At 74.4% G+C, this 25,464-nt stretch carries 22 protein-coding genes and 3 tRNA genes; 11 read left to right on the top strand and 14 right to left on the bottom strand.

Translation table 11 applies throughout. The annotated features are described in order from the left end of the window. Positions 1-50: 50 nt before the first annotated feature. From AB0C76_RS13245 to AB0C76_RS13220, 6 genes are all read right to left on the bottom strand, one after another. On the bottom strand, positions 51-1,067 hold the full coding sequence (locus AB0C76_RS13245; protein WP_359963927.1) for a C40 family peptidase: 1,017 nt from the start codon (positions 1,065-1,067) through the stop codon (positions 51-53). Continuing rightward, a complete protein-coding gene (locus tag AB0C76_RS13240) occupies positions 1,064-2,311 on the bottom strand; it encodes an SPFH domain-containing protein (protein WP_359963925.1) in 1,248 nt (415 codons plus the stop codon). The genes AB0C76_RS13245 and AB0C76_RS13240 overlap by 4 nt, the downstream gene beginning before the upstream one ends. Positions 2,312-2,537: 226 nt before the next feature. Then, entirely contained in the window at positions 2,538-5,303 is a 2,766-nt protein-coding gene (locus AB0C76_RS13235) for an Ig-like domain-containing protein (RefSeq protein ID WP_359963923.1), read from the bottom strand. 228 nt (positions 5,304-5,531) lie between these two features. After that, a tRNA-Arg gene (locus AB0C76_RS13230) sits at positions 5,532-5,607 on the bottom strand. A 31-nt stretch (positions 5,608-5,638) separates the two neighbouring features. Continuing rightward, positions 5,639-5,714: transfer RNA gene (locus AB0C76_RS13225), tRNA-Arg, on the bottom strand. A 149-nt stretch (positions 5,715-5,863) separates the two neighbouring features. Beyond that, positions 5,864-5,957 (bottom strand) — tRNA-Ser (locus AB0C76_RS13220). 177 nt (positions 5,958-6,134) lie between these two features. Here AB0C76_RS13220 and AB0C76_RS13215 point away from each other — a divergent pair. Further along, entirely contained in the window at positions 6,135-9,509 is a 3,375-nt protein-coding gene (locus tag AB0C76_RS13215) for a PAS domain-containing protein (protein WP_359963921.1), read from the top strand. A gap of 58 nt (positions 9,510-9,567) precedes the next feature. Here AB0C76_RS13215 and AB0C76_RS13210 read toward each other — a convergent pair whose 3' ends face one another. Beyond that, on the bottom strand, positions 9,568-11,229 hold the full coding sequence (locus AB0C76_RS13210) for a long-chain fatty acid--CoA ligase (protein WP_359963919.1): 1,662 nt from the start codon (positions 11,227-11,229) through the stop codon (positions 9,568-9,570). Between the two features lie 184 nt (positions 11,230-11,413). Between AB0C76_RS13210 and AB0C76_RS13205 the strand changes: the two genes are divergently transcribed. After that, positions 11,414-11,605 carry a hypothetical protein gene (locus AB0C76_RS13205; RefSeq protein WP_359963917.1) on the top strand — a complete coding sequence of 64 codons (192 nt, stop codon included), beginning with the start codon at positions 11,414-11,416 and terminating at the stop codon, positions 11,603-11,605. Between the two features lie 18 nt (positions 11,606-11,623). Here the strand turns inward: AB0C76_RS13205 and AB0C76_RS13200 are convergent, their stop codons facing one another. Then, entirely contained in the window at positions 11,624-12,496 is an 873-nt protein-coding gene (locus tag AB0C76_RS13200; protein ID WP_359963915.1) for a DUF1906 domain-containing protein, read from the bottom strand. Positions 12,497-12,648: 152 nt separating this feature from the next. Between AB0C76_RS13200 and AB0C76_RS13195 the strand changes: the two genes are divergently transcribed. Next, complete coding sequence (locus tag AB0C76_RS13195; protein ID WP_359963913.1) at positions 12,649-13,716, top strand: EamA family transporter; 1,068 nt, start codon at positions 12,649-12,651, stop codon at positions 13,714-13,716. Between the two features lie 16 nt (positions 13,717-13,732). Here AB0C76_RS13195 and AB0C76_RS13190 read toward each other — a convergent pair whose 3' ends face one another. The 6 genes from AB0C76_RS13190 to AB0C76_RS13165 form a co-directional block, all read right to left on the bottom strand. Beyond that, the gene (locus AB0C76_RS13190) at positions 13,733-14,527 is read right to left on the bottom strand and encodes a pyridoxal 5'-phosphate synthase (protein WP_359963911.1); all 795 of its coding nucleotides are present in this window, start codon (positions 14,525-14,527) and stop codon (positions 13,733-13,735) included. Positions 14,528-14,905: 378 nt separating this feature from the next. Then, the gene (locus AB0C76_RS13185) at positions 14,906-15,235 is read right to left on the bottom strand and encodes a hypothetical protein (protein ID WP_359963909.1); all 330 of its coding nucleotides are present in this window, start codon (positions 15,233-15,235) and stop codon (positions 14,906-14,908) included. Between the two features lie 412 nt (positions 15,236-15,647). Next, positions 15,648-17,012: an FAD-linked oxidase C-terminal domain-containing protein gene (locus tag AB0C76_RS13180; protein WP_359963907.1), complete on the bottom strand. Its 1,365-nt coding sequence runs from the start codon at positions 17,010-17,012 to the stop codon at positions 15,648-15,650. A 184-nt stretch (positions 17,013-17,196) separates the two neighbouring features. Further along, positions 17,197-18,024, bottom strand: coding sequence for a MerR family transcriptional regulator (locus AB0C76_RS13175; protein WP_359963905.1), 828 nt, complete (start codon positions 18,022-18,024; stop codon positions 17,197-17,199). Between the two features lie 241 nt (positions 18,025-18,265). Beyond that, a complete protein-coding gene (locus tag AB0C76_RS13170) occupies positions 18,266-18,802 on the bottom strand; it encodes a GNAT family N-acetyltransferase (RefSeq protein ID WP_359963903.1) in 537 nt (178 codons plus the stop codon). After that, positions 18,799-19,554 (bottom strand): GntR family transcriptional regulator, encoded by a 756-nt coding sequence (locus tag AB0C76_RS13165; protein WP_359963901.1) that lies wholly within the window; start codon positions 19,552-19,554, stop codon positions 18,799-18,801. Before AB0C76_RS13165 ends, AB0C76_RS13170 begins: the two co-directional genes overlap by 4 nt. An 827-nt stretch (positions 19,555-20,381) precedes the next feature. On the opposite strand from AB0C76_RS13165, the gene AB0C76_RS13160 reads away from it, so the two are divergent. The 8 genes from AB0C76_RS13160 to AB0C76_RS13125 all read left to right on the top strand — a co-directional run bounded on the left by AB0C76_RS13160 (position 20,382) and on the right by AB0C76_RS13125 (position 25,374). Continuing rightward, a complete protein-coding gene (locus AB0C76_RS13160; protein WP_359963899.1) occupies positions 20,382-20,630 on the top strand; it encodes a hypothetical protein in 249 nt (82 codons plus the stop codon). Continuing rightward, positions 20,630-21,013, top strand: a complete 384-nt coding sequence (locus AB0C76_RS13155) for a WhiB family transcriptional regulator (protein WP_359963897.1) — start codon at positions 20,630-20,632, stop codon at positions 21,011-21,013. The genes AB0C76_RS13160 and AB0C76_RS13155 overlap by 1 nt, the downstream gene beginning before the upstream one ends. A 73-nt stretch (positions 21,014-21,086) precedes the next feature. Next, positions 21,087-22,103, top strand: a complete 1,017-nt coding sequence (locus tag AB0C76_RS13150) for a DUF2637 domain-containing protein (protein ID WP_359963895.1) — start codon at positions 21,087-21,089, stop codon at positions 22,101-22,103. Continuing rightward, positions 22,100-22,456, top strand: a complete 357-nt coding sequence (locus AB0C76_RS13145) for a hypothetical protein (RefSeq protein ID WP_359963893.1) — start codon at positions 22,100-22,102, stop codon at positions 22,454-22,456. Before AB0C76_RS13150 ends, AB0C76_RS13145 begins: the two co-directional genes overlap by 4 nt. A gap of 2 nt (positions 22,457-22,458) precedes the next feature. Beyond that, positions 22,459-22,833 carry an RRQRL motif-containing zinc-binding protein gene (locus AB0C76_RS13140; protein WP_359963891.1) on the top strand — a complete coding sequence of 125 codons (375 nt, stop codon included), beginning with the start codon at positions 22,459-22,461 and terminating at the stop codon, positions 22,831-22,833. Positions 22,834-22,847: 14 nt separating this feature from the next. After that, entirely contained in the window at positions 22,848-23,306 is a 459-nt protein-coding gene (locus AB0C76_RS13135; protein WP_359963889.1) for an RNase adapter RapZ, read from the top strand. Positions 23,307-23,323: 17 nt separating this feature from the next. Next, positions 23,324-23,560, top strand: a complete 237-nt coding sequence (locus tag AB0C76_RS13130; protein ID WP_359963887.1) for a hypothetical protein — start codon at positions 23,324-23,326, stop codon at positions 23,558-23,560. Between the two features lie 89 nt (positions 23,561-23,649). After that, positions 23,650-25,374 (top strand): hypothetical protein, encoded by a 1,725-nt coding sequence (locus AB0C76_RS13125; protein WP_359963885.1) that lies wholly within the window; start codon positions 23,650-23,652, stop codon positions 25,372-25,374. The last annotated feature ends 90 nt before the right edge of the window (positions 25,375-25,464 follow it).

Genomic DNA, 25,464 nt, shown 5'->3' with positions numbered 1-25,464 from the left:
GCGACGGGCCCCCGGCGGCGACGAACCGCCGGGGGCCCGAACCGGCCGTACTACGGCCGCCCGAAGTGGGTCGGGTAGTAGCCCGCGTTCAGCGTCGAGACCCGCACCGTCCTGCCCGGCCGCGGCGCCTCCACGAACGTGCCGCCGCCGAGGTAGATCCCCACGTGGTGGATCCCGGAGGCGCGCCCGCTGTCCGACCAGAACACCAGGTCACCGCGGCGCAGCTGCCCCGCGTCGATCGGCGTGGTGGCGGCGTACTGGTCGTCGGCCACCCGCGGCAGGCTTATCCCGCTGCGCCGGTACGCCTGCTGGACGAGTCCCGAGCAGTCGTAGCCGGACGGCCCGTCACCGCCCCAGACGTACGGCTTGCCCAGCTGGGCGAGCGCGTACTCGACGGCCGACTCCGTGCTCCCGGAGGACGTGCTCCCGCTGGAGTCGTCGTCGGAGGACGGCTGCGACGGAGCCGGGCCGGAGTCACCGGACCGGCCGGTGCGGTTCAGGTAGACGTCGTAGTGGCTGGTCCAGCGCCACTCGCCGCCGGAGTTCCTGAACCAGTACCGCGACCCGTCCCAGCCCTGCCGCAGCCCGGCGGACGAGGCCTGGCCGTCGGACCCGGCCGACTGTGCGCCGGTGCCGCCCGGGGCACCCGAGCCGCCGGACTTGCCGGACTTCGCGGACTTGCCGGTGCGGCTCGCGTAGACGTCGTAGTGGCTGGTCCAGCGCCACTCACCGCCGGAGTTCCTGAACCAGTACCGCGACCCGTCCCAGCCCTGCTTGCCGGCCGCGGCGTGCGCGGATCCGGCGCCGGCCGTCAGGCCGACGACGCCGGCGCCCGCCAGCACCGTGGTGGCCAGGCAGGTACTTCGCACGGCGCGGTGTACTCGGCTGCCCCCGGCCGCCGCCCCGGAGCGGGCGGTGCGCGGGCGGGCCGCGCAGTTCGGGCAGCCGCAGCCCGCGATCGCGGGGATGCTGCCGGAACTCTCCTCGAAGCCGATCGTCCCGAAGTCGGCGTCGACGTCGGCGACGGCGGTGCCGGGGCCGGCGTACGCGCCGGTGGCTATCCTCATGCGGGTCGTCCTTCCTTCCGCCCGGCCCGGACGGCCGGGGACGGTACCGAGGCGGCCACTCCGGCCGGCGCGACGAAGGCGACCAGCAGCTGCTCCATCAGGGCGCTGCGGGCGGCCTCGTCCAGTTCGTGCGCCGTCGCGCGCTCCAGCCGGCGGACGGCGAGCGCCGCCGCCTCGACCGCGTCGTCCACCAGGACCGTGCGCAGACCCGCGTCCAGGTCGGCCAGTCGGCGGCGACGCATCGACTCGGCGACCTCGGGCGCGTAGTCCAGCGCCAGCGGCTGCACCGAGTACACCTCCAGGCCCACCGGGGCCGCCTCGGCGGCCAGCGCCCGGGTCAGCTCGTCGGCGAACCACTGGCCGTCGCGCAGCGCGGGCCCGGGGGCCGCGTTGCTGTCGCACGGCAGGGTGGACGCGGTGCGGGTGAGCACCGCCTGGATCTGCTCGCGCAGGTAGCTCTCGTGGTCCTCGATCGCCAGCAGCGCCCGCGCGGTGTCCTTGACCCGCCAGACGACCAGCAGCCGGACGACGATCGGGGTGCCGGTGCGGTCGACCACCTTGGCCGGCTCGCTGCGCCAGTGCCGCAGCCGCACGTCCACCCGGCGGCGGCGCAGCAGCGGATTGACCCAGACGAGGCCGGTGCGGCGGACGGTGCCCCGGTAGCGGCCCCAGCGGGTGAGCACCCGGGTCTCGCCGCCGGCGTTGGCGAGCAGTCCGGCGAGGGCGTAGACGACGAGCAGCGCGGCGGCGACCACTGCGGCGACCGACAGGACGTCCACCTCGGTCCGGCCTCTCTCGCGCGCGGCGGTGCCGCGCAGGTCGGGCAGCGCGTCCCAGTGCGGGATGACTCCGTCGTGCAGGAGAACCGCGAGGACGCCGGCCACCCCGACGAGCACCGCGAACAGTGCCGACCAGCCCGGCAGGCCGGTGGCGACGTGCTCGCGCAGCGCCTGGTCGGCGCGCGGGGGTCGGCGGGAGGTCACGGCCACGATGCCGCCGGCGGGGGTGGCGTCCGGGAGCTCGACGGCGGTCACCTCCAGCGGGTCGCGGGGGTCGGCTCTGCCGAAGGCCGGCCCCGGGACGACGGCGAGGGGGGCGGTGACCTGCCCGCCGTCGGCCGGAGCGGCCGTCCTGGCGGGTTTGGCCAGGGCGCTCGCGCCACTGACGGAACGTTCCTGCGGTACCGGTGGGAACGTCGTGGGCGGGTGGTCGGGTCGCTGCGAAGAATCGCGGGTGGCGTCCATGCACGGATCCTCGGGGTCGGTGTGTCGCGCAACGGGCGGCCCGGATCTGACGGGCAGTGCCAGAGTCAGGCTAAGTTCATACGTCATCAAATGCGACATTTGATCCATCGGTGTGTCGACATTTCCTGATGAATCGTCCGAAGTCGACCTGACGCGCAGACACATGATCGATCGGTCGGGGTGATGTCAAGCGGCCGTTGGTGTGGTCCGGACGTTCCGGCGCGGGTCAGCGCCGTCGGGCACCCGGGCCCCGGGCGAACACCCGGCGGGTGATCAGCCCGATCGCGGCGAGCAGCAGGAGGCCACCGGCCAGCCCGGTGCGCCACCGGGCCGGCCCCGCCTCATGGGCCGCCACCCGGGAGCCGTCCGCCCCCTCGGACGAAGCGGCGGGCGGCGCCGGCAGCGGCCGGGCGCTCCCGGCGGGCGCCCGGGCCGCGTCCGCCGACAGCGGCGCGGCGGTGACGGCCCGGCCCGGCCCGGCCGGCGCCGACGCGGATGCGGATGCGGATGCGGATGGTGACGGAACACCAGAAGGCGAGGAGACGGCGGTCGGGGACGGTGGGACGGAGGCGCCGGAGTCCGGCACGAACGGCGGATCGACCACCGGCACGAGGACCGGGAGCAGACCCGCGGGCGCCGGTACGAACACCTCCCCGGCGGGCACGGACGCCCTCGACGAGGTCGACGGAGTCACCGACGCCGCAGGTCTGGACGCGGAAACCGAGACCGGAGCCGAGGCGGACGGCTTCGGTGAGCCCGCCGCACTCGGACTCGGCCCGACCGAAGGCGACGACACGACCGGACCCGGCACCGCGGCACCCGGCAGAACAGGGCTGGGCGCCACCGGACTGGCCACCACCGCGCCGGCCGCCGGAGCCGGCGCCACCGCGACACGGACCCGCACCGGATCCCCGGCCGCCGCGTTCCCCGCCAGGTCCGTCGCCGTGACGGTCAACGCCTGCTCGCCGTTCGTCAGGTCCCGGTTGGCGGTGCAGGTCCAGCTCCCGTCGACGGCCGCCGCCGCCCCGCACAGGACCACCCGCCCGTCCGAGGCGGCCCCGCCCGCCTGGGCGGTGACGAGCACCCGCGTGCCCGTCCCGGCCCGTCCGGCGAGCCTGGGCCGCGCCGTGCGGACGGTCTCGCCGGCGGCCGGCACGGTGAGCACCGGCTTGTCCGGCGGGACGGTGGTGACGACGAGCGACACGGCCTTGCCGGCCGTCCGGTTGCCGGCCGCGTCCACCGCGACGGGGGTCAGCTGGTGCCGCCCGTCCGCCAGGTTCTCCACCGGCAGGCACGACCATTCGCCGTCCCTGCGCACCGTGGTGCTGCACAGGTCCCCGGCGGACCCGCCGCGCACTCCGGCCGACTGGTCGCCGACCGAGACGGTGTCGCCCGCCTCGCCGGTGCCGGTGAGCTGGAGCCCGGGGTCGTTGGTGTACTCGGGGAGGGTGAGCACGGGCGCGGCGGGCGGGACGGTCTTGACGGTGAGCCGCACCGGCTCACCGCGCAGCACCACGCCGCCGCTGGTGGTCTCGACCGGGGTGAGGCTGTGCCGGCCCGCGGCGAGCGCGTCGCCGGGGCGGCAGTTCCAGTCGCCGCCGCGCTCGACACGCGCCCGGCAGAGCGCCGCGTCCCCCTCGCGGACCTCGACCGAGGCCCCGGCGACCGCGCCCTCGCCGCGGATCCGCGGCCGGACGTCGGCGGTCGCGGTGCCGTCCACCGGTTCGGCGATCTCGGGCCGGGCGGCCCCGACGGTCAGTTTGATCCGCTGGTCCGAGACCTCCCCGGAGTCGGCGAAGCCGCCGGAGGCGATCAGCTGGGCCGGGTCCCGGGCGATCCGCAGCCGGGCCCAGGTCTCGCCGCTCGCGGCGCCGGAGGGGACGGTCCACTCCAGGGTCGCGGTGTCCGTACCGGGCTGGACCTCGGCCTGCACCCGGTCGGCCGGGTCGAAGCGGCCGCTGTGGTCCCAGTCGATCCAGCCGGCCAGGGTCGCCGGCTGGTCGCCGACGGCCACCGGGACGGTGAGCCGGTAGTAGCGGCCGATCGCGGCCTCGGCCGGGAAGGCGAGGGACGGGTCGGCACCCTGGTACTCGCCGCGGCCGGGCTGGAGCTTGGGCGGCACGGGGTTGGCCCAGACGTTGTGCCGGTCGGTCGTGCCCCTCACCGCGACGACGGTCCGCGCGCCGCGGCGCGCGGACGGGTTGGCGTCCGCGCCGAGGAAGAGGTCGGAGACCACGTGCGAGGCGTTGCCGTAGGCCTGGGGGGCGGTGCCCAGGTCCTCGTCGACGGTGACGGTGTAGGCCTGACGCAGGACGGGCGGGGCCGTGGTGCTGCCGGCCCGGGCCGTGCTGCGCTGCTCGACCCGGAAGACGGCGGTGCGGAACGTTCCGGCGAGCTCCAGGCTGCCCTCGGCGGCCGCACCGCCCGAGCCGTCGGTACTGCCGTCGGCGCTGACCGGGGCGAGGGTGTTGGCGTCGACCGTCCAGCCGGGCCAGTCGGTGCGGTTGACCAGGGCCGGGGTGCTCGGGCTGCCGCCGGTGAGGGTGAGCCGGGCGGCGGTGCTGGTGGTCCCGGTCCTGCCGGTGGCGAGGGCGGCCAGCCCGCTCGCGTGCAGCCGGGGGTTGCGCACGGAGCGCGAGAAGGTCAGCCGGAGGGTCCCGACCGTGCGCCAGGCGCCGTCGGCCTGCGGCCGCGCGTCGTGGATCCGGAAGGTCTGGGCCGGGTCGCCCGGGTGCGTTCCGTCCGCGTACAGCCCGGCCGCGCGCCCCCCGCCCGCGCGGTCGGCCAGTTCGCCCGGTTCGGCGGTGGCGTCGAATCCCGGCGAGGGCGCGAGGTCGAACTGGACGGAGAGGCCGGAGGGCAGGACCGCGCGCTGCTCCGCGCTCCAGGTGTCGGGGGACTGCTGCGCCGCCGAGGGCTGGTTCCAGACGATGAGGAGCCCTGCCGTGAAGGCGGCCAGGGCGGCAGCCGTGCGGGGGAACTGTCGGCTCATCCGGCTCTCCTTCGCGGTCGGCTGCCGGGTGGCGGGCAGTCTGGGCACACGATGTGACAAAACGGAATCACGATGCTGAGCCGGTCATACTGCGACACCTGCGCTGCTGGCCGTGTCCCACCCGTTTGGAGGCCGTCCGGGCGGCAGGACGGGATCTACCCGAAACAGGCCGATTCATCCCCTACGCGAACGAAAGAAGCCCCCGGCCGACGGCCGGGGGCTTCTTGCTGGTGCGCTCAGCAGGATTCGAACCTGCAACCTCTTGATCCGTAGTCAAGTGCTCTATCCGTTGAGCTATGAGCGCAAGGAACGGGCGAACCCGATCTTGCGGAGGTTGGTGCGCTCAGCAGGATTCGAACCTGCAACCTCTTGATCCGTAGTCAAGTGCTCTATCCGTTGAGCTATGAGCGCTCGCCCCGGTGAACGTGTCTCCGTGGCGTTGCGGGGACAACATTACATGACCTGCGACGCAGGACGAAATCGATTGCTCCGGCCCCGCCCGACCCTGCCCGGACATGCGAAGAGCCCCGCCGACGAGATCGTCGGCGGGGCTCTTCGGCTGGCGGAGGCTGAGGGATTTGAACCCTCGATCAGGAATAACCCCGAAACCGCATTAGCAGTGCGGCGCCATAGACCGGACTAGGCGAAGCCTCCTCCACAAGGACCGCACCCGCTTGGCGGACGCGTTCCGTGTGCCTGTGATGATGCCACACCCGTGGGGCTCGGCACCAACCACCGCCAACGTTACTAGCCGGGTCGTCCCCACCGCAAAGAAGAATGAGATACTGCCGACTCCGGAGGAGCTGCCCCAAGCCGAGGAGACCTGTCGACGTGAGCAGCAGGCCGATCCGAGGCGCTGCTCGCCTCGCCGCCATACTCGACGCCCTGCCCGACGCGTTGTTGCTGGTGAACAGCAACGGCACCGTCGTCGATGCCAACAACGCGGCGGTCCACTCGCTGCAGGCCCCGGGCACCTCGCTCGTCGGCATGGGCGTGCTGGACCTCCTGCCCGAGTTCGACCCGAGCCGGATCCCCGGCTCGATGCGGCCGGCCCCGCGCGAGGACGACGCCCTGGAGCGCCCGGTGCGGATGACCGCCCGCCGCACCGACGGCACGACCTTCCCGGTCGAGGTCTCCGGCAACGACTTCGCCGACGACGGCGCCGGCGAGGGCCGCGGCTACGCGCTCTCCCCGCTCGTCCCGTACGACCCGTACCGCGAGGGCTCCCGCTCGCCGTCCGCGAGCGACCTCCTCCTGCTGCTGGTCCGGGACCTCTCCAGCCGGCTCGGCGTCGAGGCGGAACTGCGCCGGCAGCACAAGCAGACCGAGATGATCCTGCGGGCCGCGGCCGAGGGCGTGCTCGGCGTCGACCTCGAAGGGCGCTGCGTGCTGGTCAACCCGGCCGCCGCGCACATCCTGGAGTACCGCGCGAGCGAACTCGGCGGGCGCGAGCTGCACCCGCTGATCCAGCACTCCCGGGCCGACGGTAGCCCGCTGGCGCTGGAGGAGTCCGCGCTGATGGACACCCTGACCTCCGGGCGCAAGCACCGGGTGCGCGGCACCGTGCTGTGGCGCAAGGACGGCCGTCCGGTCACCGTCGACCTCACCACCGCCCCCGTGCGGGACGGCGACCAGCTCGTCGGCGCGGTGATGACCTTCACCGACCGCAGCCGCGAACTCGCCCTGGTCGCCCGCAACGAGCACCTCACCGCCGTCCTGGAGAGCGAGCTCGGCGGCGCGCTGACCGCGCTCAACCAGCGCCTTGACGCGCTCGCCGCCGACCCCGCCGGGCAGTTGTGGCCGGAGGCCAACTGGACGCTGCGCCGTCTCGCCGACGAGTGCCGCCGCTTCGGCCGGCTCATCGACGGCGTGCTCGCGCACCAGCGCTCCGAGGCCGGCGAGGCCGCCCAGCCCGACGGCAAGGACGCGAAGGACGGCAAGGGCGGGCGCAAGGGCGCCGAGCAGCGGGTGCCGGTCGCGCTGGACAAGATCGTCCGGCGGGCCGTCGAGGACGCCGGCGAGCTGGTCGGCGCGGGCCGGGTGCGCTTCTCGGTGCACGCCGCCGGCGTCGAGGTGATCGCCGACGAGCGGCGCCTCGCGCAGGCCGTCGCCCACCTGGTCGCCGACGTCAGCGGCGTCGGTCTCTCGCTGGACGCCCCGACCACTCCCTCCCCCGGCCTGGCCGCCCCCGGCAGCCCGGCGTCGCCCCCGTCCGCCGCCGAGCCGCCGCTGGTCGTCCTCGCGGCGGCCCAGCGCGGCGACGTCGCCCGGATCGAGATCCGCGGCCCCGGACGCGGCGGCAGCCCCGTCCACCTGCCGATAGCCCGCGCGGTGGTCGAGCGCCACGGTGGCGTCCTCCAGCCGCACGAGCTGCCCGGCAAGGCCGGCACCACGTACGTCGTCGAGCTGCCGCTGGACCCGGTCGCCGCGAAGGCCGCCGCCGAACGCACCGCCGCCGAGGGCCGCTCCGACCGGCCGAAGGAGGGCGACAGCGCCGTCCTGCCCGACCTGCCGGGCATCCCGCAGCTGCCCGCGGCCCGCCGCTCCGAGGACGACCGGCCCGCCGAACGCCCCGCGGACGCCGAGGCGGACCACGCGCCCGCCGAGGAACCCGCCCCCGAGCGGCGCGGACGCCGCGGCCGGCCCGCCGCAGAGACCCCGCCGCCCGCCGCCCCCCGGACCGAGGACGGCCCGACCCCGGCCGACCAGTGGCCGAACGCCCCCGCCCGGGTCGAGCGGGCCGTCCCCGAACAGTGGAACGGCACCGGCAACGACGCCGCCTACGGCCGCCGGACCCCGCCGGAGCCGGACGGCGCGCAGCGCGACCCGTGGGGCAAGGACGACGGCCGCTCCGGCCCGGCCTACGCCGTGCCGGTCGACGGCGAGGACCGGCCGCAGCGCCCCGCCGCACGCGGCCCGCTCGCGCTCGGCCCCGGCACCGGCGACGCGCCGGCCACCGGGACCCCGGCCGAGGGCACCCCGACCGGCGAGGCCAAGCCCCGCCGCCGCCGTGCCCGGGAGGCCGCCGAGGACTCCTCCGGCGGTCTCGCCCTGCCCGGCCTGCCCGAGAGCCCCGTCTACCCCGGCCTGGAACACGCCCTCCCGTCCGGTCCGGCGCCCGCCCTGCCCGAGCCGGCCGCCGCGCCGACCGGCCGCCGCCGACGCCTGGCCGTGCCGCCCGGCCCCGCGCCCGAGGCGCCCGCCACGCCTTCGGCCTCCACCGCGCTGGAGCCCGCCCGCCCGGCCCTGCCGGCCGCGGAGGGCCCTGCCGACTCCGCCCCGAGGCCGGTCGGCACCGGCCTCGGCGAGCTCGCCCCGCCGCGCCCGCTCGGCCCTCCGCCGGTGCCGACCGCCGCACCGCAGCTGCCGGCGCCGGCCGTCCCGGCCGAGGCCCGCACCGCCCCGCGCGCCGCGATCGCCGAACTGCCCGCGGGCGGCAGCGTGAACCTGGACAAGCCCGCCGGCGAGGACCGGGGCACGCGCCGGCTGCTGGTGTGGCCCGAGCCCGACCCGGCCACCAAGCAGGCCCTCCAGGAGCGCGGCTACCACCCGGTGATCGTCCGCTCCCGCGAGGAGGTCGACGCCCAGGTCGCCGGGTTCCCCGCCGCGCTCTTCGTCGACCCGCTGACCGGACCGATCACCCGCACCGCCCTGCAGTCGCTGCGCACCGCGGCGCTCAACAGCCGGGTGCCGGTACTCGTCACCGCCGGCCTCGGCCAGGCCACCCGGGACACGGCGTACGGCGCCGACCCGGCCGTGCTGCTGCGCGCCCTCGCGCCGCGCGACGGCGAGCACCACGCCCCGCGCGTCCTGCTGGTCGAGAGCGACCCGGACATCGCCTCGGCGATGATCAACAGCCTGGAGCGGCGCGGCATGCACGTCGAGCACGCGACGGACGAGAACGACGCCGTCTCCCGGGCCAGCAGCGTGCAGCCCAACCTGGTGGTGATGGACCTGCTCCAGATCCGCCGCCGCCGGGTCGGTCTGCTGGACTGGCTGCGCGCGAACGACCGGCTGCACCGGACCCCGCTGGTGGTCTACACCTCGGTCGACCTCGACCCGCGCGAGCTGCCCCGGCTGCGCACCGGCGAGACGGTGCTGTTCCTCGCCGAGCGCTCGACCAGCGCGGACGTCCAGTCCCGGATCGTCGACCTGCTCGGGCGGATCGGCGCGATGGGCGAGGCGGGCGTCGCCGCCGCGGGCTGAGCACGACGGAGGGCCGGCCGCCCCGCCCGGGGTGGCCGGCCCTCCGTCGTACCGCGGGTCACTCCTTGCCGAGCACCGTGACGTCCAGTTCGTCCGCCGCGTAGCTGGCCCGGATCACCTTCTTGTCGAACTTGCCGACCGAGGTCTTCGGCACCGACTCGACGATCGACCAGCGCTCCGGGAGCTGCCAGGAGGCGATCCGCTCGGCCAGGAAGGCCCGCAGTTCGGGCAGCCCCGCCGTGGCGCCCGGGCGCAGCACGACGGTGGCCAGCGGGCGCTCGCCCCACTTCTCGTCCGGGACGGCGACCACGGCGGCCTCGGCCACCTCCGGGTGGGCCATCAGCTGGTTCTCCAGTTCGACCGAGGAGATCCACTCGCCTCCCGACTTGATGACGTCCTTGGCGCGGTCGGTGAGGGTCAGGTAGCCGTCGGCGGTGATGGTGCCGACGTCGCCGGTGCGCAGCCAGCCGTCCTCGGAGAACTTGTCGTCCGGGCGGAGCGGGTCCTGTCCGGCACCTCCGTAGTACGCACCGGCGATCCAGGGGCCGCGCACCTCCAACTCGCCCGCCGCGACGCCGTCGTGGGGCATCCGCTCGCCGCCCGGGCCGATCAGCCGGGCCTCGACGGAGGCCGGGAAGATGCCCTGGGTGATCCGGTAGGGCCACTCCTCCTCGGGGGTGAGGCCGCCGGGCGGCTGGGCGAAGGAGCCGAGCGGCGAGGTCTCGGTCATGCCCCAGGCGTGGATGACGCTGATGCCGTGGCGCTCCTCGAAGCCCTTCATCAGCGACGGCGGGCAGGCACTGCCGCCGATGACCACCATGCGCAGGCTGGAGGTGTCGTAGTCGCCGGCGTCGAGCTCGTCCAGCAGGCCGCTCCAGATGGTGGGGACGGCGGCGCTGACGGTGGGTCGGACGGCGGCGATCATCTCGGCCATCGGCTTGGGCTGGAGGAAACGATCCGGCATGAGCAGGTTGGCGCCGGACATGAAGGCGGCGTGCGGGATGCCCCACGCGTTGACGTGGAACATCGGGACGACCGGCAGCGCGGTGTCGCGCGGGGTGAAGGCGAAGTTGTCGCCGGTGTTCACCTGGAGGCAGTGCAGGTAGACCGAGCGGTGGCTGTAGAGCACGCCCTTCGGGTCGCCGGTGGTGCCGGAGGTGTAGCAGAGCACGGCGGCCTGCCGCTCGTCGATCTCGGTGCTCCACGGGTACGCGGTGGGCCGGTCGGCGATCAGGTCCTCGTAGTCGTGGACGGTGCCCGCGAAGCCGGCCAGCACCGAGCGGTCGCCCGGGCCGCTCACCACGATGTGCTTGAGCGTCGGGGCGAGCTCGGGCAGGACGGCGGCGAGCAGCGGCAGGACGGTGCCGTTGACGATGACCACGCGGTCGGCGGCGTGGTTGACGATGAACGACAGTTGCCCGGCGGGCAGGCGCAGGTTCAGCGTGTGCAGCACCGCCCCCATGGCGGGGACGGCGAGGTAGGCCTCCAGGTGCTCCGCGTTGTTCCACATCAGCGTGCCGACGCGGTCGTCGCCGGTGACCCCGAGCTCGTCGCGCAGCGCGTGGGCGAGTTGGGCGGCCCGGGCCCCGACCTCGGCGTACGTCCGGACGACCGGCCCGGTGCCGTCCCAGGTGGTGACGGTCGACCGGCCGTGGATCGTGGACCCGTGCTCCAGGATCCTCGCGACGGTGAGCGGTACGTCCTGCATCGTGCTGAACACGGGTCCTCCTTGACCTGGCGGCACTGGCGGGTGCGCCTGCGGCACCTACCGGGCGGTAACGGCACGGACGTGCCCGATTGTGCCGTTCCGTCCGGCCGCTGTCAGCATCCCGACCCCGTTGCACGGATCACGGACGGGGCACGGGACCGCGGGGGCGCGCCGGCCGCGCGGGATACTGGGCGCCATGGACGAGAGCCAGGACGGCCCGCCGGTGGGGTGGGAGCCGGCGCGGTTCCGGGTGCCGTGCCCGAACTGCTCGGGCGGGGTGCGGACGCGGGCGCGGCTGGGCGTGCGGGCCGACCGGACGGGGACCGGGTACATCACCGAGACCTGCGGGGAGTGCCTCGGCCGGGGCTGGCTGCCGTTCGGCGGCTGACGGGCACCGGCGGCCCGGTCAGCCGGCCGCGGGACCGTCGACGTAGTCGCGGTCGACGGTGAGGGTGACGTCGCCGTGGGTGTCCTTGACGTTGCCCTGGTACTGGTGGGCCCGCTGGTGGTAGACCCACAGGTCCTTGCCGAGCGGGGCCGGAGCGTTGGCGTCGGCGTGGCCGTCCCACTTGGCGTACCAGACGGCGTCCGGCAGCGGGGAGCTGCCGGCCCAGGCCGCGGCGGCCAGGTCGGAGATGCCGGAGCTGAAGCTGGAGTAGAACCCGGAGGTGTAGCCGAGCTCGTGCAGCCTCTGGGTCCAGCCGAGGGCGAAGTCGACCACGGCCTGGGCGCAGGCGGAGTCGTTCCTCGGGTACGCCTCCATGTCCACGTAGACCGGGTTGCCGGGGCCGAAGCCGACCGCCTGCAGCCCGCGGACCGCCTCGTCGGCCTCGGAGCGGCCCTGGTCGGCCGCGTGCGCCGGGTCGATCCGCTCCGGCTTGCGCGCGGGGTCGAGGCACGGCGCCTGGGATCCGGCGTGCACCGGCAGGAACCGCCAGCCCATCGCCCGGGCCTGGCCGACCCAGTCGGCGGTCAGCCGGGACTGGGAGCAGGCGCGCTGGGAGCCGCTGGTGTAGATCCCGATCGCGCTGTACGAGGAGTTGTCCCACCACGCCTGCATGGTGGACAGCGGGGGCGCGGAGCAGACGTCGAAGGCGAGGCCGCTGAAGGCGCCCCGGGGTGCGGGCGGCCCCGCGCGGTCGGGCAGCACGAGCGGCCGGATGCTCGGGAGAGCGACGGCGGCCGGGACGGTGGCCTCGGCGCGCGCACCGGTCCCGTCGGTGGCCAGCAGGAGCACGAGGGCTGCGGCGAGGAGGGCCGCGGGGCGGAGATAGCGCATCAATCCTTGATACTGACGGACCATCGGATGAACGTGTCAACCGCGCCGCACGGCCCGCCCGCGCCCACCCTTTCGGGCGCACCCGTCCGTTTCCGTCCCGATTTTTGTAACGAGCTTGCCGGTTCTGCACTCCTTACGGCAAACTCGTCACCATGCCCACCTCCATGCCCGGCGAAACCGCCGCCCCGACGCCGGCCACCACGGCCGTCGCCGAGGCCCTTGCCATGCCGCCCGCCCCCAAGGGCGAGCCCGCCGGCGAGCGCGGCAGCTGGCGACGAGGCGAGGCGCCCGGCCCCGCGGCACCACCCGATCTCCGGCTCGACCGGCCCACCGGCCGGTTCCCCAAGTTCCTGCGGCGCCCGGAGAGCATCCCGGCGCCGCTTCTGTGTCTGACCGCGATGTTCCTCGTGCAGACCGGGATCGCGCTCTCCAAGCCGCTCTTCGGCCCGCTCGGGGTCAGCGGCACGACCTTCCTGCGGCTCGGCTTCGCGGCGGCCATCCTGCTCGCCGTCACCCGGCCCAAGCTGCGCGACAAGCGCCCGCGCGACCTCGCCGCGGCGGCCCTGCTCGGGATGGCGTCGGCCGGGATGACCTTCCTGTTCGCCGGGGCGGTCGACCGGCTGCCGATGGGCACCGCGGCGACCATCGAGTTCCTCGGCCCGCTGGCGGTCGCCCTGGTCTTCGCCCGGCGGGCGAGCCACCTGCTGTGGGCGTTGCTCGCGGCGGCCGGGGTCGCCCTGCTGACCCTGCTCGGCGAGGGCGACGGCGGCGGCTCGCTGGACCCGGTCGGCCTGCTCTTCGCGTTCGGCGCGGCCGCCTGCTACGCGCTGTACATCCTGTTCACCGACAAGGTCGGCGCCGCGTTCCAGGGCTTCCAGGGCCTCGCCGTGTCGATGACGGTCGGCGCGATCGCACTGGCGCCGTTCGGGCTCGGCGAGGCGTGGCACGGACTGACCGCGCCGGACGCCTCGCCGGTGGTGCTGCTCGCCTCGGTCGCCGGGGTGTCGCTGCTGCTGCCGGTGATCCCGTACGCGCTGGAGATGACCGCGCTGCGGCGGATGCCGCAGCGGGTGTTCAGCGTGCTGGTCAGCCTGGAGCCGGCGGTCAGCGCGCTGGTCGGCCTGGTGGTGCTGGGCCAGCTGCTGGGCGCGCCGCAGCTGGCCGGGATCGGCTGCGTGGTGGCGGCCAGCGTCGGCGCGACGCTGACCGGGCGCAGGTGAACTTCCGGGACGCGCCTCAGGGCCAGAGCAGGGTGCGGGACCACTCCGGGGTGCGCACCGGACCGGTGCGGGTGTAGCGGAGGCGGATGTGGCGGCGCTCGGCGTCGCCCTGCCAGTACTCGACCTCGTGCGCCCAGAGCGTGTAGACGGCGTGGCCGGCCGCGACGGCGTCCGGCGTGGCCTCCAGGCGGCGCCGGGCGACCGCGACGGCCTCGTCGTACTCCTCCAGCGAGGCCAGCGGCTCGCTCTGGCGCCCGACCAGTGCACCCACCCGGGCGGCCGGGGAGCGGGTGGCGAACTCGGCGGCCGCCACCAGGTCGGCGGCCCGCTCGACGGTGCCGCGGACCCGGACCTGTCGGCCCAGCTGCGGCCAGTAGACGGTCAGCGCGGCGGCCGGGTGGTCGGCGAGCTGACGGCCCTTCGGGCTGTCGGCGGCGGCCGAGAACACCCAGCCGGTGCCGCTCGCGTCGACGTCGCGCAGCACGAGCACCCGGGCGTCCGGCAGGCCGTCGGCGTCGACCGTGGAGAGGGTGACCACCTGAGGGTCCAGGACGCCGGCGTCGAGGGCGGTGGTGAGCCAGTCCGCGAACAGCGGGCCGGGCTCGGCGGGCGCGGCCTCGGCGTCGAAGGTCGGCAGCGGGCGGGCCATCGGCGGGCGGCCGAGCAGCAGCTCGGGCACGGACCTCGGCTCCGGCCGGTGCTCGTCCCGGTGCTCGTCCCGTGACTCGGGCCGCGACGCGGACCTCGGGTCCGGGCCGGGTGCGGACCCGGCCTCGCCCGGGCCGGTCAGGCCCTCCTCCTCCGCTGCCATCGCGCCCTTCCTTCCGGTCGCCGCGTCCGCCGCCGCGGCCGGCCGGGCCTTCCTGAACCCGGGCGCGCGCGGTGTGCTGTCGGGCGCAACCGTACCGCCGCCGTCGGACGACTCCGGGCGCGGGCCCTGGCTGTACGCATCCGGACGGGTTGACGGCGGCGGCCGCCGGAGCTGTTCGGGCCGCCCCGGCCCCGGACGCACGCGTGGGCGGTGCCGGTGACGGCACCGCCCACGAGGCCGGTTCGCGGCGACCCTTTCCGCTGGCCGGTCATGCGCTCGTCGCATCGATCGCGACCGTTGCGAGCCCCGCCGCGGGTGCTCAGCCCACCCGCGGCCACCCACCTCCGGCGCCCCCGCCGGAGGTGGAGTGCGCCCGGATCAGTGGAGGATCGGCGCGAAGACGATGTTGACGTTCTTGTTGGACTGGTCGGCCAGGATGGTGCCCGCGTTGTCCTTCGCGGCGAGGGTGTTGTTCTGGTTCGAGGCGCCGGAGCCGGTGGCGGTCTGCTGGGTGGAGACGTAGTTGCCGTCGACACCGCCGAAGACGTTCCCGGTGCCGACGTTGGAGACGACGCCGGCGTTGGAACCGGCGCCCGCCATCGCACCGTTGTCGGCCGCCGCGGCACCTGCACCGGCGAGCAGCAGGCCTGCCGCGAGTGGAGCGGCGACCAGGAAACCGGCCACCCGACGGGTGTGAATGCGAACCATGAGAGCCTCCAGGAAAACGGTACATCGTGAAATGTGTGCGGGAGTTCGCCGGCCAGACGAACACCTGCGGGCTGCGACGCCGAGGGACAGACTTCCGCAACAAATCGACAAAGCACCACCTGACGGAGCGGTTTTCGCCCGTTGGTGTGATATCCACCAAGGCTCCGCATAACGACACGACATCGGGACAGCGCTTCGACACACCTGCCCTGAGCTGGCATTTCATCCGAACTGGCGCCTGACGTAGCCCCGCGCGGAGCGGCGCGAAGGAGCGCACGGAAAAATCACCGCACCACCCTGGGCCCACGGCCAGGGAAGACGCGCCCCCGAAAAGTTCGACGACCCGCCCTTGTCGACAATCGGCGACTTGTGAAGACCATCATTCAGGAATGATGCTGCGACCGTCGGAAGATCAGACCATCTTGCCCGGATTGAGGATTCCCAGCGGATCGAAGACCGCCTTCAGCTGCCGCTGCAGGTCCAGCGCCACCGGCCCCAGCTCGCGCGCCAGCCAGTCCCGCTTGAGCAGCCCGACCCCGTGCTCGCCGGTGATCGTGCCGCCCAGCTCCAGCCCGAGCGCCATGATCTCGTCGAAGGAGCGCTGCGCCCGTGCCGTCTCCTCCTCGTCCGAGGCGTCGAAGATGACGATCGGATGGGTGTTGCCGTCCCCCGCGTGGCTCACCACACCGATGGTCAGCGCGTGCCGCTCGGCGATGGCCGCGACGCCGTTCAGCATCTCGGCCAGTCGCGAACGCGGTACCGCCACGTCGTCGATCATCGTGGTCCCCAGCCGGTCCAGGGCCGGCAGCGCCAGCCGCCGGGCCGCCAGCAGCAGCTCGGACTCCGCCTCGTCCTCGGCCGGCACGACCTCCGTCGCCCCCGCCGCCCGGCACAGCTCGGCCACCCGCGCCAGCTCGGCGGCCCGGTCCGGCCCGTCGAAGGCCACCAGCAGCAACGCCTGGGTGGACGCCGGCAGGCCCATCCGCCCCATCGCGTTGACCGCCCGCACACTGACCGCGTCCATCAGCTCCATCAGCGACGGGGTCAGACCGCCCGCCATCACCTCGCAGACCGCGGCCCCGGCGGCGTCCGCGCTCGGGAACTCCGCCGCCAACGCCAGCTGCGGCGGCGGGGCGGGCCGCAGCGACAGCACCGCCCGGACCACCACGCCCAGCGTGCCCTCGGAACCTACCAGCAGCCGGGTCAGGTCGTACCCGGCCACGCCCTTGGCCGTCCGGCGGCCGGTGGACAGCAGGCGCCCGTCCGCGAGCACGACGTCCAGCCCGAGCACGTACTCGCTGGTGACCCCGTACTTCACGCAGCACAGGCCGCCGGCGCCGGTGCCGATGTTGCCGCCGATCGTGCAGGACTCCCAGCTGGACGGATCCGGCGGATAGGCCAGGCCCAAGTCGGCCACGGCACGCGAGAGTTCGGCGTTGACCACGCCCGGCTCGACGACCGCGATCCGGTTCACCGGGTCGATCTCCAGGATGCGGTTCAGCTTCACCAGGGACAGCAGGACGCAGCCGTCGACGGCGTTCGCGGCACCGGAGAGCCCGGTCCGCGCGCCCTGCGGCACCACCGGGACGCGGAGGTCGGTGGCGGTCCGCAGGACGTGCTGCACCTGCTCGACGGTCTCCGGGAACACGACGGCGGCGGGCGTCCCGGCGGCGCAGAACCCCGCCATGTCGTGGCGGTGGGCATCCAGGACGTCCTCGTCCACGACGACCGCCCCGGGCGGGAGCCCCTGCGCCAGCCGATCCGTCAGATCACCCATCGCCGCCTCCGCTCACCGTCCGCAGTCGTCCCCCCGCACTCTGCCCGCCGGGCGAAGCCCGGGCAAGTGGGCCCTGCGGGGCGGGGGGTGGGGTGGACGGTTCCGCCCGGGGGCGGACGGAGGGAGAGCGGCGGAGGGCCGTGCAGGCCCCGGTGGGTGGGGCCGGCAGGGCCTGCGTCGCGGGCTACCGCGGCTCGACGGGTTCCTGGAGTTCGGTCACCCAGTGGGCCGGGTCGTCCGGGCACTCCAGGTAGAGCTCGCGGGCGTAGCCGGTGGAGCGGTAGCCGTTGGCCTCGATGAAGTGGGCCAGCTCCTGGAAGGCGCCCACCGCGTCGTCCATCGACCCGCGGTGGACGACCGTCGCCGCGTGGTCGAGCGCGGGCAGGTCGACGACGTCGAAGTCGTGCTCCCCCGCCCGCACGCCCGGCCCGACCGGGACCGCGGCGCGGACCAGCACCGTGCCGCCGCCCTCCGGGGCCTCCTCGTAGCGGGCGACGCCCGGGCCGGTCCCGGCCACCCCCGCCGCCGCCAGCCGGCGGCACAGCTCCGCGAACAGCGGGCCGATCACCGGTCCGATGTCCTCCGGCTGGTAGCTCGCCGCCACCGCGCTCAGTTCGGCCGCCCGGACGGACGGCACCGGCTTCACCACGACATCGTGCGTGGACATGGTCCCCTCGCTCTCGATCGTCCGGAGCCTCGCCCGCACCCGGGCCAGTCGCCGCGTGTCCGCCGCGATCGCCTCGGCCAGTTCGGCGCGCCGCAGCCGCAGCATCCCGCGCAGTTCGGCCGCGTCCACCTCCTCGTCCAGGACGGCCCGCACCTGCTGGAGCGTGAAGCCCAGCTCCTTGAGCGCGATCACCCGGTTGAGCCGGGCGAGTTGGGCCGCCTCGTAGAAGCGGTAGCCGCTGACCGGGTCCACCCGGGCGGGGTGCAGCAGTCCGATGGCGTCGTAGTGGCGCAGCATGCGCACCGACACCCGGCCGTGCCTGGCGAAGTCTCCGATGTTCAACATGGTGCTCCCAGTGCACGGCCTTCCACGGTGTCAGGGTCAACCCCCGCTGCCCGGAAAACGCGAGGGCGGGTGCCGACTCGATGTCGGCACCCGCCCTGAGCAGGTGTTTTCCCCTACCGGCGGAGAGCGTGGGATTCGAACCCACGGTGACGGGTCACGCCACGACAGTTTTCAAGAACAACTTCGTCGCGCGGTCCGCACCGTGTCCGAGCAGCGGCGCAACCCTACCGCCCATGGCTGTTCAGTGCCCGTGGCCCACAGCTGGCCCACAAGCCTCCAAGCTGACCTCCCGCTCGAAGAGGGCACCTGACTGCCGGTGAGGCAGATCCACGGTCCGCACCATCGTGAAGCCCTGCCTCAGGTAGTACCGGTGGAGCGCCGGGTTCGTCTTCCACGCGTCGAGCCGGAGCCTGGTCTTGCCCGCAGCCGCCGCCCGATCGGCAGCCCAGTCCAGCATCCGGGCACCCATGGCCTGGCCTGCCACTTCCCGGGCAATGGCCATCCGGTGCACGTACAGCGCCGTCTCCGGCTCGTCGTCGGCGTGCCAGAACTCGGGGTCGGCCTGCCCGTCTACGGTGAGCGTGCCAACCGGCCGACCGTCCCGGAAGGCCAGGAAGCACTCCCCACGCTCCATCGATTCGAGCAGTCGAGCCCGGCGCGGCGGGAACTGCCACTGATCGCTTCCGAGCGACGCGAGCCACTCCCCCGCGCCGACCAACAACGCTTCGACCTGGGGGAGTTCGTTCGGCGTGGCTACGCGCATCTCCAGCACGGTCACTCGGCCCCGTCCTGCGGTTGCTCCCATTGCCGCTCGTACGAGATGACGTGCCGGTCGCCCGGCAGCACGCTCACCGCGACGCGCACCGGCCTCGCGTCGGCCGTGTACCCGGTGCAGACGTGGTAAGCGACGGGAGTCCCGGGACCGAGCTCAAGGCGGTTCGCCTCGTCCGGGGTCGGCATCCGCACGTACAACTCATCGAGTGCCCGGACCTGCCGATAGCCCAGCTCTGCCAGCACCTCGTTGGCGCCCCGCGTGATGTCCTCGGGCCGCATGATCTCGGAGTCTCGGACTATGTCCAGCGGGAAGTAACTGTCGTTCACATTGAACGGCTCGCCGTCGAGCCAGCGGATGCGGCGGCGCACCGCAGCAAGTTCACCAGGCTCCAGATGCAGACGCTTCGCGATGTCTGCGGCTGGCTCCACAATGGCCACCTCGATGAGCTGACGTGGCTCTCGCCCATCCGCCGAGTGTTCCGTGACGAAGGCGTCCATCTCCGCCGAGTAGGGACGCTTGCGGAACTCGGCCTGCGGCCTAAAGACCATTGGCCTGCGCTCTTTCACGAAGTAGCCCCGCGGCCTCATCGGCACGACCAGGCCTTCGTTGACCAGCTCGCCCAACGCCTGGCGCACCGTGGCTCGGCCAACGTCGTACTGCGCTGTAAGGGCTGCCTCGGTCGGCAGCTGCGCGCCGGCCGAGAGCGTTCCGTCCGCGATCTGCTGCCTCAGTGCATCGCGGATCTGCTGGTACATGGGCGCTCGCCCAGATCGCATCGCTGACATGCAACCCATGAAACCGCAGCTCACGACGCATTGTCCAGTCAATGCGAACGATGCGCTTGACCGCACGTAGCCGAGCGTGCCAATCTCTTCACCGACGGCATTGTCCGGACAATCCGGATGATGACAGGACGGCCCTTCTTTGGGCTGCTCTGAGCTGGAGAGATGCGCCCGGAAGTCGGCTCGCAAGGGACGGCCAGGGAAGCGCAGTTCCTTGAGAACTGAAGACAGATCGTGCGGGACCGACGCGAGGGCGGCGGTCGCGGTAGGCACCTAGGTTGAGGAACCGGGGGAGAGTCGCCGCGATGGACGAAGCCCTCCCCCTACGCAGTGGCATGCCACCCCTTCGGGGGTGTGGGGCCGAACGGGACGCTGACCAGACCGATTCGTACGGCTGGATGGCGCCCCGGGAGTACAGCGGAGTCCCAATGCACGTGGCGGGATGAGACAGACCGCCCCCGCGGCGACCGGGTGATGTCGCCGGCGGCAGCGAGCCACGCAGCACCCCGTTCCGGGGTGCGCCGCCCTGCTGGTGCTGAGCAGAGAGGAAGCACCGGACCAGGCCCGAGAGACCTGACGCCCGTAGGACGGGCACCCATTCACTTCTGTTCGCCTACCAGCGATCACGGTTCCCGGCGCGCGCCAACCGCCCTCGTGGGTGGCGGTGTCGCGTCGGGTTCCGCGGCTGCTCGTAACGCGACGAGACAGCTGGGCCCGCATGAGTCGGGCCGCCGCGCGTGTCCTTGGCCGGACGCGCGGCGGCCCTGCGGGCTCACCCACCGATTGGACGAGGTGAACCCATGAAACTGATTGTCGCAGGCCAGGACGCCGCGACGCCGGACGAGTTCGCGGAACTCGCGCTCGGCTTCGGTGTCGACGCCGAGCTGTTCGCCGGCGTCGAGGGCGAGTCCGCCGAGCAGCAGCGGGCCCGTCTCGACGTCGCGCACGAGGTCCTTCGGGACCTGGACGGGCCGGCGGCGCGGTTCGCGTCCGGGCTGATGCGCAAGGCCGAGCGCCGCCGGGTGCTGACCTGGAAGGCGGCGGCGTGATGGCACAGCTCCACAGCCTCCTCAGCGGCGCGGCGACCCGCGCCCCGCACCGCACCGCCCGCCCGGCCGCCGCCGTGCTCATCGAGGCGCGGCCGGACGGCGCCGGCGACCTGCGCGGCGCCGCGTGCGCCGGGGCCGACACCGACCTGTTCTACCCGGACCCCGAGGAGATCGGGGTCGAGGCCGCCGAGTGGGCCGCGCGCCGCGCCAAGATGATCTGCGCCGGGTGCCCGGTGCGCACGATGTGCCTGGAACTGGCACTGGAGCGGTTCGAGAAGCACGGGATCTTCGGCGGGAAAACGGCCCGCGAGCGCGCCTCGCTGCACGAGCGCCGCTTGAAGGTCGCCCGCCGCGAGCGGCGCGCCGCCGGGGGTGCTCACTGATGAACGCCCCGATGCTCACCGCGCTCACGACGCGCTCACCGCGCACCGGTCGGTGGTCGCGGTGAAGACGCCGATGAGCCCTGACCAGATCCGGTCGGCCGAGAAGGCGTTGGCCGTGGGGACGTGGACGATCACGCTCGGCGCGGTCCTCTACAGCGTGCTCACGGTGACTCCGCTGATGTCCGGCCACACCCCGAAGGGCTGGCAGTGGACGGCCCCGATCCTGCCGCTCGTCGTGGACGCGGCGGTGGTGATCGTGATCCGCATGGACAGCACGCTCGCCCGCCTCGGCGGCGACGGCGGCCGGTGGCCGGTGGTCCTGCGCTGGATGACCGGGCTGATGACGGTGCTGCTCAACGTGGGTCTGTCCGCCCTGAACCGGGATCCGGTCGGCGTGTCGGTCCACGCGGTGGCGCCGCTGCTGCTGATCGTCACGGCGGAGACCTCGCTCGCCTACCGGCGGGCAATCGCCGCCGCGCTGGCCGCTCGTGAGGCCCGTGAGCGCGATGAGCGGGCCGAGCGCGAGCACCGCGCCGAGGAGCGCCGCCGGCAGGAACGCGAGGACCGGTTGGCCGAGCAGGACCGGGCCGACAGGGCCGAGCGTGAGCGCCGTGAGCACGAGGCACGGATGGCCCGCGAGGAGCGTGAGCACGCTGAGCGCATGGCCCGCGAGGAGCGCGAGGAGAGGGCCCTCCGCGAGGCCGCCGAGCGCGACGAACAGCGGCGCCGGGACGAGGCCGCGCGGGTCGAGCGTGAGCGGCGTGAGCGCGAGGTGAGCGAGCGTGAGCGCCGTGAGCGCGAGCGTGCGCGGCGCGCCGAGCAGGACGCCGAACGGCTTCGGCAGGAACTCCTCTCCGCGCCCGCGGTGACGAAGCGCCTGCCCGAGGACCAGGCCCGGCTGACCGTCCAGACCGCCGTGACGCTGGGCATTCCGCAGCGCCGGGCGGTCGAGCTGACGGGCTGGTCGGCCGGATGGGTCGCAGGCCGCTACCGCGATTTCAGCGCGGCCGGCCCGGAGCGTCCCGCCCTGCACGCCGTGCACACCACCGAAGAGACCACCGCCCCGGCCGCTGAGGAGCAGGCATCGTGACCACCACCACCGAAACCCCCGACACCGCCGGCGCCCAGATCAACGCCGCCGGCGTGCTGCTGTCGCTGCTGAGCGCCCACTCGGCGCTGCCCACCGCGACCGTCGAGCTTCAGTACCTGCGGGTGCCCGGCACGCACGACTTCCGGTGGGGCCTGGAAGTCGCCCTGCACAACGGCCTCGACCACTTCGAGCAGTGGCGCCAGGCCCTCGGCATCGACCCGGGCATCATCGACCACGACACCGCCGTGGCCGGCACGCTCGCCTGGCTCACCGCCACCATCACCCACAGCGGCGTCCCGGTGAAGCTGATCGGCTTCTACTACCAGCCCGAACCCGCCACCAGCGGGGAGTGACCATGAGCCGCCCCCGACACTGGGACCCGGACGGCTCGCGCCACGGCGGCATGCCCACCTACCCGTGGCGTATGGCGCCGCGTGGCCTCTTCACCCGCCGACAGCTCCGCGCCCGGGGCCTGCGCCCCGGCGGGCAGGACGTTGCCGCGCAGGTCATGTGGCGCTCCCGCTTCGGCGGGACCCGCCCCGCCTACCTCTACCGGCTCGACCGGGCCAAGCCCGTGCGGCCGATGACCCCCGCGAAGGCCGCTGCCCTGGCCAAGGCCAACCGCGCACGCCGCACCTGCCCCGTCTGCCGCTACGACGTCGGCTACGTGCTCCCCGCGCACCTGGGCACCTGCCTGCCCTGCGCCGACAGCACCGCCCTCGCGGCCTGAAACCCCTCCCTGACGTGCTCCGTCGCCATCTGAGCAAGGAGATCCCTGTCATGTCCGTGATCGAAATCCACGTGATCTCGTTCGGCTACCTGCACGACGCCCCGCCGCCCGCGCACCTGACGCTCGACCTGCGCCGCCACTTCAACGACCCCGACGTCAACCCGACCCTGCGCTACATGACCGCCGAGGACCTGCCGGTCCGCGCCGCCGTGCTCGCCACCCCCGGCATTCAGGAGCTCATCGCCGGCGCCGCCGCCGTCGTCGACGCGTACGACTCCGGGCCCCAGGACGCGCCGCTGACCATCGCCGTCGGCTGCGCCGGCGGCCGGCACCGCGCGGCCACGGTGGCCCGCGTCCTCGCCCGGCGCCTCGGCAAGACCGGCGTGCCGGTCCACCTCACCCACCGCGACCTGCCCAAGCCGGTCGTCGAGCGCACCGCCATCGGCGACGCCGTCACCCCCGCCCACGCCTGATGACTGGAGACATCGCCATGTCCGACACCGCCCCCGGCCCGGCCGCTGAGCCCACCCACACCTGGCTGATCACCCTTCAGAAGCCGATCGGCCACGGCTTGTCGGTGGTCACCATGGACGGCGCCTACACCGTCCAGCCCGGCGACAGCCGCGCGATCGCCTACCGGAAGATCCGGGCCTGGGTCGACGCGAAGAACCCCGACATGGCCGGCGCCAACGTCCTGTTCTTCTCCCTGGAGCCGAACCGGCTCTGACCAGCCATGACGGCCCGGAACCGCTGATAGCTCGCCAGCACGGGCGGTTCCGGGCCTTCCGCCCTCCGCAGAGAACCGGAGCGCTCATCATGACCGAACCCCCTGCCTCGACGCTGGTCGAGGTCGTTCCCGCCCCCGCGAACCAGCCACCCCCCGCCCCCGCGGCCGACCCCAAGCCCCCGGCGCCGCCCGGTGCGGTGCCCGGGGTGCCGCTTGCGGTGGCCGTCGCCAACGCCCTCGGCGGCCTCGGCGCCGGTGCCCTCTCGCTCGGCGGCCCCGCCCCGCTCGCCGTCGCCGGTGCGGCCGGTGGCGTCGCGGTCGTCGGCGGTCTCGTCCGCCGGGCCCGCAACCGCCGAACCACCACCCCGCGCCCGGCGCCCCGCCAGGCCGCCGCGTTCCGCTCGACGGCCGCGGGCGGCCTCGCCCCGGCCCCGCACCGCGGCCCGGCCTGGCACGGGGGCGCCGCCTACCCGCCCGCGCAGCACCGGCAGGCCGCCGGCCACCGCACCGCGGGCGCCAACTCGACCGCCACCGGCCCGGGTTACCGCCCCGGCGCCGCCGTCCACGCTCCGCGCACCGCAGACCCGAAGGGACCGAGCGCCATGGCGCGAACGGCCGGAACCATCCCCCGCACCACCCGCGGCGGCGGGTCCGCCGCACCCCGGACGGCCGACACGGTCCCGGGCCAGAGCCGGGCCGAGCGATCGGCCGGCCGCGGCGGGGGCGGGCTGCGACACCGCTCCTCCGGGGCCGCGCACACCCTGGCCAGGGCTGCTTCCCGCCTGCCGGGCGGCGAGACCTGGGCGGGTGGGGTGCGGGACGAGCGGCGGGCGGCGCGGGATCAGCAGCGGCTCGCCCGGGTCGCCGAGCGCACCGCCCGCCGGGTCGCCAAGGGCCAGGCCAAGGCCGAACGGGCCGCCGGAATCGACCCCGCCACCGGCGCCGGCGCCCGCCCCAACGGCCCCGCCGCCCGGGCGGGTTCGGGAATCTCCCCGGTGCAGGCGACGGCCCTGCGCCGCTCCGCCAGGCGCCACCGCGCGCGGATGGCCGGGGCCGTTGCCGCGACCGGCCTGGTCGGCCTCGCCTCCGCCCTCGTCGGCAACTGGCGCCACCGCGGCCGGGTCGCCGGCCACATGCGCCGCACCTGGCAGCGCCTCACGGCCCGTGCCCGCGCCACCCGCGACGCCCGGGACGCCGCGATCCTCGGCACCGCCAACCCCGCCGACGCGGACGGCACCGCCGCCGGAGCGGCGGCCGTGCCGGTCCCGGCCGAGACCGTCAACATCCCCGGCCGCCCCACCCCGGCCCCCGCCGCCGGCGGTCCCGACGCGTGGACCGTCATCACGGCGAGCCCCTTCGCGCGCATCGGCCACACGGCCCCCGGTCCGACCCCGCAGACCACGCCCGTCACCCTCGGCAAGCCCACCACCAAGGAGAACGCCACCGTGACCACGCCCCTGGACGGCACCGCCTCCACGTTCAACCTCACCTCCGCCGCGGACGTCCTGCTCCAGGCCGCGACCACCTTCGACCCCGAGACGATGATCGAGTTCGGGGCGTTCGCCGACGACCTGCCCGTCGCCTACGCCACCATCCAGGAAGTCCTCCGGGTCCTCGCCGAGAAGGCCGCCGAGCAGCTGCCGCTCGACCCGTCGGTCGTCGAGGAGATCAGCCAGGGCTACCAGGCCATGGGCCGCGTCGTCACCGCGCTGGAGGAGGTCGCCCCGACCTTCCGCCAGGCCCACGCCGAGGACCTGGAGCGCCACGAGAACCCGCGCAACGGCCTGGAGGCCGAGCGGAAGTGGAACGTCTGACCCACCCCGCACCCTCCCCCAGCACCCACACCCCGCCCGGGCCGTCCACACCCTGTGGACGGCCCGGCCCGCATCCGGCTGGAGACGCCA

The sequence above is a fragment of the Kitasatospora sp. NPDC048722 genome, assembly GCF_040650235.1.
GTDB lineage: Bacteria > Actinomycetota > Actinomycetes > Streptomycetales > Streptomycetaceae > Kitasatospora.
The sequence above is the reverse complement of the archived record's forward strand: the minus strand, read 5'-3'. Positions and strand labels throughout refer to the sequence as shown.